The sequence below is a fragment of the Agrobacterium sp. DKPNP3 genome, assembly GCF_052686535.1.
Genome location: NZ_JBQYSN010000129.1, coordinates 1 through 10,222 on the forward strand (window position 1 = coordinate 1; position 10,222 = coordinate 10,222).

At 57.8% G+C, this 10,222-nt stretch carries 9 protein-coding genes and 2 pseudogenes; 9 read left to right on the forward strand and 2 right to left on the reverse strand.

Annotated features, from left to right (window positions below; all coding sequences use genetic code 11):
• From ACUTJJ_RS23135 to ACUTJJ_RS23160, 6 genes and pseudogenes are all read left to right on the forward strand, one after another.
• Positions 1 to 194, forward strand: a pseudogene (locus tag ACUTJJ_RS23135) (ABC transporter permease); the annotation flags it as partial.
• 1 nt (position 195) lies between these two features.
• A complete protein-coding gene (locus tag ACUTJJ_RS23140; protein ID WP_209091589.1) occupies positions 196 to 1,332 on the forward strand; it encodes an ABC transporter permease in 1,137 nt (378 codons plus the stop codon).
• A 12-nt stretch (positions 1,333 to 1,344) separates the two neighbouring features.
• Positions 1,345 to 3,012, forward strand: coding sequence for an ABC transporter ATP-binding protein (locus ACUTJJ_RS23145; RefSeq protein WP_445543557.1), 1,668 nt, complete (start codon positions 1,345 to 1,347; stop codon positions 3,010 to 3,012).
• 21 nt (positions 3,013 to 3,033) lie between these two features.
• Entirely contained in the window at positions 3,034 to 4,407 is a 1,374-nt protein-coding gene (locus ACUTJJ_RS23150; RefSeq protein WP_445543558.1) for an alpha-glucosidase/alpha-galactosidase, read from the forward strand.
• Between the two features lie 192 nt (positions 4,408 to 4,599).
• Positions 4,600 to 5,202, forward strand: coding sequence for a hypothetical protein (locus ACUTJJ_RS23155; protein ID WP_445543559.1), 603 nt, complete (start codon positions 4,600 to 4,602; stop codon positions 5,200 to 5,202).
• Positions 5,203 to 5,405: 203 nt separating this feature from the next.
• Positions 5,406 to 5,552, forward strand: coding sequence for a DUF1127 domain-containing protein (locus ACUTJJ_RS23160; protein ID WP_003505647.1), 147 nt, complete (start codon positions 5,406 to 5,408; stop codon positions 5,550 to 5,552).
• A gap of 491 nt (positions 5,553 to 6,043) precedes the next feature.
• Here the strand turns inward: ACUTJJ_RS23160 and ACUTJJ_RS23165 are convergent, their stop codons facing one another.
• Complete coding sequence (locus tag ACUTJJ_RS23165; protein WP_144579208.1) at positions 6,044 to 6,484, reverse strand: response regulator; 441 nt, start codon at positions 6,482 to 6,484, stop codon at positions 6,044 to 6,046.
• A gap of 381 nt (positions 6,485 to 6,865) precedes the next feature.
• On the opposite strand from ACUTJJ_RS23165, the gene ftsZ reads away from it, so the two are divergent.
• The 3 genes from ftsZ (at position 6,866) to ACUTJJ_RS23180 (ending at position 9,833) form a co-directional block, all read left to right on the forward strand.
• The gene (ftsZ, locus tag ACUTJJ_RS23170; RefSeq protein ID WP_003521714.1) at positions 6,866 to 7,828 is read left to right on the forward strand and encodes a cell division protein FtsZ; all 963 of its coding nucleotides are present in this window, start codon (positions 6,866 to 6,868) and stop codon (positions 7,826 to 7,828) included.
• Between the two features lie 231 nt (positions 7,829 to 8,059).
• Positions 8,060 to 8,758 carry a GntR family transcriptional regulator gene (locus ACUTJJ_RS23175; RefSeq protein WP_063951805.1) on the forward strand — a complete coding sequence of 233 codons (699 nt, stop codon included), beginning with the start codon at positions 8,060 to 8,062 and terminating at the stop codon, positions 8,756 to 8,758.
• Between the two features lie 109 nt (positions 8,759 to 8,867).
• Complete coding sequence (locus tag ACUTJJ_RS23180; RefSeq protein WP_209091595.1) at positions 8,868 to 9,833, forward strand: dihydrodipicolinate synthase family protein; 966 nt, start codon at positions 8,868 to 8,870, stop codon at positions 9,831 to 9,833.
• A gap of 286 nt (positions 9,834 to 10,119) precedes the next feature.
• On the opposite strand, the pseudogene ACUTJJ_RS23185 reads toward ACUTJJ_RS23180, so the two are convergent.
• A pseudogene (locus tag ACUTJJ_RS23185) lies at positions 10,120 to 10,222 on the reverse strand (oxidoreductase); the annotation flags it as partial.

Below are 10,222 nucleotides of genomic sequence, written 5' to 3' on the forward strand. Positions count from 1 at the left end.
AGATCGAGACCGCCATCATCTTCGCGTTGCCGACCGTCGGCCCGGCCATCGTCGGCTCCATGGCGGTGGGGGACGTCTATGTCACCGCGACCTTCATGATGGTGCTGGCTGCCACGCTCATCGTCGGCAACATCATCGCCGATATGCTGCTCGCCATGCTTGACCCGCGCGTCCGCGAATTCGGGAGGGCCTGAGATGATGGCGTTTGACGAGATAAAAACCGAAACTGCCGCCACGGCGAAACGCGACCGCTCCACCCATGGCAACGAGACCTATCTCGCACTGGTCTGGCGGCGTCTCCGGCGCTCGTTTACCGGCATGGTCGGCCTGGTCCTTGTCGTCTTGCTGATCTTGATTGCCGTCTTCGCGGATTTCTTTGCGCCGATGAACCCGCTTGAGACCCATGGCAGCTTTTCACCGCCGCAGGTCGTTCGGTTCACCGACAAGGACGGCAATTTCAGCCTTGCGCCGCGCGTCTATGCCATTGCGGAGACGGAAGAGCTTGATCCTGTTACCTTCCAGCCCATCGTCGGGCCGGACTATGACAATCCCGTCTATCTCGGCTTCTTCGTGCAGGGTGCGGAATACAAACTTCTGGGTCTCATTCCGATGAGCCGGCATTTCTTCGGCTCGACCGACGGCCAGCCAGTGCATTTTCTTGGCACCGATAAATTTGGACGCGACGTGCTGTCGCGCGCCATTTATGGCTCGCGTATCTCCCTTGCCATTGCCTTGAGCGTCGTCGCCATCGTTACCGTCATCGGCACCAGTGTCGGCTTGATATCAGGTTATTTCGGCGGGCCGCTGGATGCTTGGGTGCAGCGTTTCGTGGAGGTGGTGCTCGCCTTCCCGCAATTGCCGCTCTACCTCGCGCTGACTTCTCTTATTCCCGTCACCGCACCAACCACCGTGTTCCTTGTTTTTGTGGTAGGCGTCATGTCGGCGCTTGGCTGGGCACAGATGTCGCGGGAGGTGCGCGGCAAGACGCTGGCACTGGCGCGGATCGACTATGTCCGGGCGGCGATCGCTGTCGGGGCCACCGACCGGCGCATCATCTTCCAGCACATCCTGCCGAATGTGATGAGCCATGTCATCGTGGCCGTGACCTTGCATATTCCTAGCGTCGTGCTGCTGGAATCCTTCCTCGGTTTCCTCGGCTTTGCGGTGAAGCCACCACTGATCTCCTGGGGGCTGATGCTGCAGGATACCGCGACCTATTCGGTCATCGGCTCCTATCCCTGGATTCTTGCACCGGTCGGTTTCGTGCTGGTCACCGTCTTTGCCTTCAACGCGCTCGGCGACGGCCTGCGCGATGCCGTCGATCCCTATTGAGAGGAGCGTGACATGGTAGCTGCCCTGAACGACACCTTCGCCCCCGCCATCCGCTTCGACGCCGATGATCGTCAGGATAACGCCATCATCGATGCCCGCAACATTGCCGTGACCTTCAAGGTGGAACACGGAATGGTGGAGGCCGTGAAGGACATTTCCTTCCAGCTTTACCGGGGTGAGACCATCGCCATCGTCGGCGAATCCGGCTCGGGAAAATCGGTCACCGCCCGCACTGTCATGGGCTTGTTGACCAAACGTGCCACGGTCTCGAAGGCGGCCGTCGTCCGCTTTAATGGCGACAACATCCTGAAATTCTCGTCGCGCCAGCGCCGGGCGCTGCGCGGCAACCGCATCTCGATGATCTTTCAGGAGCCGATGAGTTCGCTGAACCCGATCTATACGATCGGCAGCCAGATCATCGAAGCGATCCGGGTTCATTCCAAACTCAGCAAGAAGCAAGCGGAGGCGAGGGCGCTCGATCTCCTGCGGCAGGTGCAGATACCGGAGCCGGAAGCGCGGCTCAAACAATATCCGCACCAGCTTTCCGGCGGCCAGCGCCAACGTGTCATGATCGCCATGGCGCTCTCCAACGATCCCGACGTGCTGATTGCCGACGAACCCACCACTGCGCTGGATGTGACGGTGCAGGCGCAGATACTCAACCTCATCCGCGACCTGCAGAAGAAGCGCGGCATGGCCGTGGTGCTCATCACCCATGATCTGACGATCGTGAAGCAGTTTTCGGACTACGTCTATGTCATGCAGCATGGCGAGATGCGCGAGCACAACACCACCGAAAAGCTCTTCGAAGCGCCGCAGCACCCCTATACCAAACGGCTGCTCGGCTCCGAACCGCATGGAACGGCAAAGCCGCTGCCGGAAAATTCCGGCGTGTTGCTGACGGCAAGCGGCGTGCGGGTCTCTTTCATGATGCGCTACGGCGGGTTGTTCAAACCGGAATTGAAGGAACTGATTGCTGTCGACAATCTCGGCTTGACCCTAAGACGGCATGAGACGCTGGGGCTTGTCGGTGAATCCGGTTCCGGCAAGACGACCTTCGGCCAATCCCTGCTGCGGCTGAACGAACCTGTCGCAGGCGAGGTGGTCTTTGACGGGGAGAGGGTGGATGGCCGCTCCCGCGCTGAAATGCGACCGTTGCGGTCTCGTATGCAGATCGTGTTTCAAGACCCTTTCGCCTCGCTCAATCCACGTATGACGATCGGCCAGGTCATCGAGGAAGGCCTCATCATCAATGGCCTTGGCAAAACGAAGGCCGAAAGGCTGGACCGCGTGCGCGATGCGCTGGAGGCGGCGGGCATGCCCGGCAATATCCTCTCACGTTTCCCCCACGAATTCTCCGGCGGCCAGCGCCAGCGCATCGCCATTGCCCGTGCTGTGGCGCTGGAGCCGGAATTCATCCTGCTCGACGAGCCGACCTCGGCGCTCGATCTTTCCGTGCAGGCGCAGATCATCGATCTGCTGCGCAAGCTGCAGGACGAAAGGGGGCTCAGCTACCTTTTCATCTCGCATGACCTGAAGGTGGTGCGTGCGCTCTGCCACCGCGTCATCGTCATGCAGCGCGGGCAGATCGTTGAGCAAGGGCCTGTCGAGGACGTGCTGACAAATCCGAAAACCGAATATACTCAGCGGCTTGTGCGGGCCGCCTTCGAAATCGCTTGAATTTCAATGCCGGAGGTAAACATGGCAAGAGATCCCAGGATTGCATTCATCGGCGCAGGCTCGACGGTGTTCATGAAGAACATCATTGGCGATGTGCTGCAACGTCCGGCGCTTTCGGGTGCAACCATCGCCCTGATGGATATCAACCGCGAAAGGCTGGAAGAAAGCGCCATCGTCGTCAACAAGCTGATTTCGACATTGGGGGCAAAGGCAAAAGCCGAGACCTATACCGACCAGAAAAAAGCACTCACCGGTGCGGATTTCGTCGTCGTCGCTTTCCAGATCGGCGGATACGAACCCTGCACGGTCACCGATTTCGAGGTGCCGCGGAAATATGGCCTGCGCCAGACTATTGCCGACACGCTCGGTGTCGGCGGTATCATGCGCGGTCTTCGCACCGTTCCGCATCTGTGGAAGATATGCCAGGACATGCTGGCGGTCTGCCCAAACGCGATCATGCTGCAATATGTGAATCCTATGGCGATCAACACCTGGGCGATCGCGGAGAAATACCCGACGATCCGGCAGGTCGGCCTGTGCCATTCGGTTCAGGGCACGGCGATGGAACTCGCGCATGATCTCGATATTCCCTATGAGGAAATCCGTTATCGTTCGGCCGGCATCAACCATATGGCGTTTTTCCTGGAGTTCGAGCACCGCCAGGCAGATGGCAGCTACAAGAACCTCTATCCCGACCTCTTGCGTGCCTATCGCGAGGGTCGTGCCCCAAAACCCGGCTGGAACCCGCGCTGCCCCAACAAGGTGCGTTACGAGATGTTGACGCGGCTCGGCTATTTCGTCACCGAAAGCTCGGAGCATTTTGCCGAATATACGCCCTATTTCATCAAGGAAGGCCGCGAGGACCTGATCGAGAAATTTGGCATCCCGCTCGACGAATATCCCAAGCGTTGCATCGAGCAGATCGAGCGCTGGAAGGGCCAAGCGGCGGCCTATCGTTCGGCTGACAAGATCGAGGTCAAACAGTCGAAGGAATATGCCTCGTCTATCATCAACTCGGTATGGACGGGCGAACCCTCGGTTATTTACGGCAACCAGCGCAACAATGGCTGCATCACCTCGCTGCCATCGGATTGTGCAGCGGAAGTGCCGTGCCTTGTCGACCATAACGGCGTGCAGCCCACTTTCATCGGGGAATTGCCGCCGCAGCTCACCGCCCTGATGCGCACCAACATCAATGTGCAGGAGCTGACGGTGCGGGCGCTGATGAGCGAAAACCGCGAGCACATCTACCACGCCGCGATGATGGATCCTCACACGGCGGCCGAACTCGACCTCGACCAAATCTGGTCGATGGTGGACGATCTGCTTCTCGCCCATCGCGACTGGTTGCCGGAATGGACGCAGGCGGAGGTAAGACGGGCGCGGGCGGTGTAAGGGTGCTTTAGCTTACGGCGCTGTGGATTTTGCCGCAGCGCCATTTTTGGCCTCATCGCATCCGTCCAGTTAGCCTGGCGGGGCTCCAGCGTGTGTAAAATAATTGTGTTCGGTAACGGTGTGTTCTGCCTTGCCAAATATGGTTATGAGGACGGCCGGCACACGGAAACCTCATTCTGGTGGAGTAACAAGATGAACATCGCCGCACGTTTGTCGCTGGTGGCTATCATCGCACTGGCCGCGACACCATCTTTCGCGTCGGAGGATATGGCTTCGGAGACGAATGAGGCGATATTTGGTTTCGGCGGTGTGCTGACGAAAGAAGACATGCTGAAAAGCGCTGCCCTCATTCCCGTGGAATACGAAAAGAATGTCATTCTGGGCGGCGGTTACCAGTTTTATCCCTACCGCATCGGCAATGTAAAACTGGGTGGCGAAATCGGCATTGCTGCGAGATTTGGCAAGGGCCTTACCGGTGAGGTGTGGGCAGGCCCGGTCGCGCGTTATGAGCAGATCAGGCTCAGTGAGCGACTGTTCATCACCCCGAGCTTTACCGCCGGTCTCAGCCTCGTCACGGATGCACAGCCGGGCCGCGAGCGCGAGCAGGAAATTAAGGATGATGGCAATGCCAACGTCCTGTTTTATCTCGGGCCTGAGATCAACGTCTCCTTCAGCGAGGATTCCTCGACGGAATTCTTCTGGCGCCTCCACCACCGGTCTGGCGGTGGCAAGACATTGGGCAATATGAAGGGCGCGACAAACGCCAATGTCTTCGGCGTGCGCTACAAGTTCTAAGCAGGCGCTCCGTTACCAGGTCCTGGATTTGAGCCACGTTACTTTTCGACCCGGGCCGGGTCGGCAACCCTTGCGTCTGACGCATGGGTGGATTGCCTTATTCTGCCTGTTAAGTCCCCATTGAAAAGCGCATATAGAGGTCATCGAAGGACGCCGGAACGAAACGTTACTGACGTCACCAAAACCTTAGAAAGGGTCATGTCATGAACGTAGCACGCAGCTTCAACAATTGGCGCAAATATCGTCAGACGATCAACGAACTGGGCCGTATGAGCAGCCGTGAACTGCACGATCTCGGTATCGACCGCAGCCAGATTACCAGCGTTGCCCGCGCCGCTGTTGGCAAATAAACAAGTGGCACTTCCGTATTTTCAAGTCCCGAACGCCCGCCTTGCGGGCGTTTTTGTTTTTTACTGAATGTGACCTCATCCTTTAGCGCCCGGATCACTGCAAAGCATGCGAGAGGAGCGCATTCGTCGGCTACTCTCAAGCATCAAGACAATCCGCAGATTCAATATGTAGAGTGGACGAAGGTAGCATCCGTTTAGTCGCTCCACCGGATAGTGGCTACCCTTAGGTGGTATGCGTACAGCGCATATCAGTGCTGCAACCTTGTGCCTGTCAAATGCGCAGAAAAATGGTATCTTCATTTCATCGAAACGGATGTACCTCCTCCCACATCCTTTTCGTGAAGCGGGCGATCCTACTCCTCCTCCCAAAGGATTGCCCCGGGGACAGCGTCTATCCTCCTCCCAAGTCGCTGTTCATTTTTTCAGAAAGCCTGCCGCACCTCCTCCCGCGGCAGGCTTTTTTGTTTTCAGCCCGTTTTATGACCTTTTATCTACTCGAACGGCATCATGCCGATCGGGGTCACAGCGTGGGTGCCGGCGCGTTTGGCAATGGCATAAGCGAGGCACTGTTCTACCGCGTCCTGCGGCACTGGCTTTGAGATCACGCCCGCCCCGACACCAAGGTTAACGACGACCTCAGGGTTGGCGGTCATGAAGATCACGACCACACCGCTCTCGGAAAGTCTGCGGCCGATTTCAGGACCGGTCTGGCCGTCTGCCAGATTGACGTCAACGAAGGCGACGTCGGCGCTGCGTCCGAGTGCGATGGCATCGTCCAGACGGTTGGCAATGCCGATGACGTTGGCATCATCTTCGGCCTGCATGATTGAGTCTTCAATATCCATGGCAATCAGAAATTCGTCTTCCACGATCAGGACGCGAGGCTGTTGCGTGCTGTAACCTGGTTCTCTCTGCAAGACGTCTGCCAACATTGCCTGTCTCCATACTATGCGCTCATCGGGCGCTGTCGGCTAGCAAACACCCGTGAGGGTAACTCGTTCCAATTTGAGATAAACATAGTGAATGGAGTGTAAACGATGTCCCTTTTCGGCTATCAACACTCAATGGTGAAGCATTTGATTCGGTTTGGTTTTCATCCGGGGAAGGGGTGGGAGAACGTTGCCGTAGCGCATCTTTTGCCGCTTGTGCGCAAGTCTTTTGGCCGCAATCTGTCCTTAAGGCTTGCATGAAATTTCAAGGCGTTACCGTGTTGTTCCTGCGCCCAGGAAGACGCGCTGCAATGCCGCCGATCATTCGGGTGCCGATTATCTCTACGGCGCCGGACCCTATGAGTTGAGAAAGAGAACAAGACGATGACCCAGTCTCCGCGCGCCACCATTGCTCGCAATACCCCCAATATCGCTGTTGTCGGCGTCGGGGGTGGCGGTGGCAATGCGATCAACAACATGATCGCTGAAGGGATTGGCGGGGTGGATTTTATTGCAGCCAATACGGATGCGCAGGCGTTGAAGAAGACCAACGCTCCCCGCCTCGTCCAGCTCAGTTCAGAACTGACGGGCGGTCTGGGAGCGGGCGCCGATCCCGAGGTCGGCCGTCAGGCGGCGATCGATTCCCTCGATGAGATCATGGACCACCTCAGCGGTTACGACATGTGCTTTATCACCGCCGGCATGGGCGGCGGCACCGGTACCGGGGCTGCTCCGGTGATCGCTGAAGCCTGCAGGGCAAAGAACATCCTCACCGTCGGCGTCGTTACTCTGCCTTTCAGCTTCGAGGGCGCGCGCCGCATGCGCGCTGCCGAGTATGGCTTTGCCAACCTGCTCAATACGGCCGACACCGTCATCGTCATTCCCAACCAAAACCTGCTGCGCATCGCGGACGCCGGCACCACCTTTGAAAATGCTTTGAAGACTGCGGACAAGGTTCTGTCGCTCGGCGTGCGCTGCATCACCGATCTCATTCTGCGCGAAGGCCTGGTCAACCTTGATTTCGCCGATGTGCGTTACGTTATGAAGAACGGTGGCCGCGCGCTGATGGGAACCGCACAGGCCAAGGGAGAGAAGCGCGCGTCGGAAGCGGCGGCTGCAGCCATTGCCAATCCACTGCTCGGCGAACCTTCGCTGAAGGAAGCCCGCGGCGCGTTGGTCTCGATTTCCGGTGGCAACGACCTCACCCTTTACGAAATCGATGAAGCAATGACGCTCGTTCGCGAGGCCGTCAGCGAGGAAACGGACGTCGTAATGGGTGCGTCTTTTGATCCGACACTCGACGGCGCTTTCAAAATTTCCGTCGTGGCGACCGGTCTGCGTAACTGATCGCTGGCCGAAGCATTGTAGCAAGTCGTATCCTCGTTTATCGCACAATCCGCGCTCTGGACCGGCTTGCGACACAAATCGAATGATCTGAAGCCGTCGTGGGCAATTTCCGCGACGGCTTTCTGTTGTTTTTGAACGATTATTCCGGCATTCAAAGTCACAGCCGTGTCACGCCGCGTTGATAACGAAAAAAAATAATAGTACTCTTTATGTCGACAAGAGGGATTAATGATGACGGATATTATTGCTTCTGCAGAGCGCAAGCGCGGCTCCGGGGTTAAAATGGTTTATGACCTGCTGCGTGACGAGATTCTCGATCTCGTTCTGCCGCCGGGAAGCCCCATCGATGAAGTGCAGCTGGCCGAACGATTCAAAATGTCACGCACGCCCATCCGTGAAGCGCTGGTGCGCCTGTCGGGTGAGGGGCTGATCGATACGCTGCCCAACCGCTCGACCATGGTGTCGAATATCGATTTCTTGAACATGCACACCTATTTCGACGCTTTGGTCTTGATGTACCGCGTCACGACCCAACTGGCCGCGCAATACCACCGGCCGGAGGACCTTGCTGGCATTCGCGCGCATAACAAGGAGTTTGCCATAGCCGTTGAGGAGCAGGACGCACTGGCAATGATCTCCACCAACGCCGCCCTTCATCTTTCGATAGCGGAGGCCGGCCGCAACCCCTATTTCACCAGCCTCTTCAAGCGTCTGCTGGATGAGGGGCGACGTATCCTCAGGCTCTATTATCAATCCTACGAGGACCGCCTGCCTAAGCGCTTCGTCGATGACCATGAGGAAATGATCGCGGCGATCGCCGCGCGCGATATCGCTCTTTCAGAAAAATTGGCGCGTGAACACGCGGAACAGATCGTTCGCCAAGTGCAGAAACTGCTGGTGCGAAACGAGCGCCTCGAAATAAGTCTATAGCCTGTCGATTTCTTGTCGACAAATAAAATACAAGATAGTAATGTCCTCCTCGAAAGGGTGGCGCGGAGCCGCGACCATTCCTGAGAACCCTGTGCCTTAGGAGCTAATAATGACGGCCAGCATTTTTTCCGGCGTAATCCCTGCTTTGATGACCCCATGCAAGGCAGATCGCACACCTGATTTCGATGCGCTTGTCCGCAAGGGCAAGGAACTCATCGCCGACGGAATGTCCGCCGTCGTTTATTGCGGCTCCATGGGCGACTGGCCGCTCCTGACGGACGAGCAGCGCATGGAAGGCGTCGAGCGTCTGGTTAAGGCTGGCATTCCTGTCATCGTTGGTACCGGGGCGGTCAACACGGCATCTGCCGTTGCTCATGCTGCCCACGCCCAGAAGGTTGGCGCCAAGGGGTTGATGGTCATTCCCCGCGTCCTGTCGCGCGGTTCTGTTATCGCTGCGCAGAAGGCCCACTTCAAAGCCATTCTCTCGGCTGCTCCGGAAATCCCGGCCGTCATCTACAACAGCCCCTATTACGGCTTCGCGACCCGCGCCGATCTCTTCTTCGCGTTGCGCGCCGAGCATAAGAACCTCGTCGGTTTCAAGGAATTCGGCGGTCCCGCCGATATGCGTTATGCGGCTGAAAACATCACCAGCCGTGACGACGACGTGACCCTGATGATTGGCGTCGATACCGCCGTTTTCCATGGCTTCGTCAATTGCGGCGCAACCGGCGCCATCACCGGCATCGGCAATGTGCTGCCTAAGGAAGTCATTCATCTCTGCAAGCTGTCGCAGGCGGCCGCCAAGGGTGATGCGGATGCCCGCGCCCGCGCGCTGGAACTGGAGCAGGCGCTCGCCGTACTATCGTCCTTCGATGAAGGCCCGGATCTTGTCCTCTACTTCAAGCATATGATGGTGCTGAAGGGCGACAAGGAATACACGCTCCACTTCAACGAAACCGATGCGCTGACCGACAGCCAGCGCGGTTATGTCGAAGCGCAGTTCAAGCTGTTCAACAGCTGGTACGCTGACTGGAGCAAGCTTCCGGGCGCAGTGCAGGCCTGCAAGGCTGCCTGAGATATCGCTGCTGTGAAAGAAAGGCCCGCAACTGTGGGCCTTTTTTGCATGAGATGAGCCTTGATATTTCTCCTCCGTCATGCCGGACTAGATCCGGCATCCAGCCACGGCGCGTCTGCGCCGTGAAAGGACTTTTCCGCTATCAAGGACTTGATCGCGCTGGAAGCCGGATCTAGTCAGGTGTGCCGGCGCGGGGATGCTATGCAGTCGCAAAAAAAACGCTGAGTGACGTTGTCGCTATCAAGGCCCGCAATTGCGGGCCGTTTTTCATTTCCCCATCCAAATGTCAGGAGACCGCGTCCAGCCCCTTCTCCAGCAGTCGGTCAAGGCCGGCCATTTCGGCGGCGGTGAGCGTGATGCCTTCGTTTTCGGATTTGGCACGCGCCGCG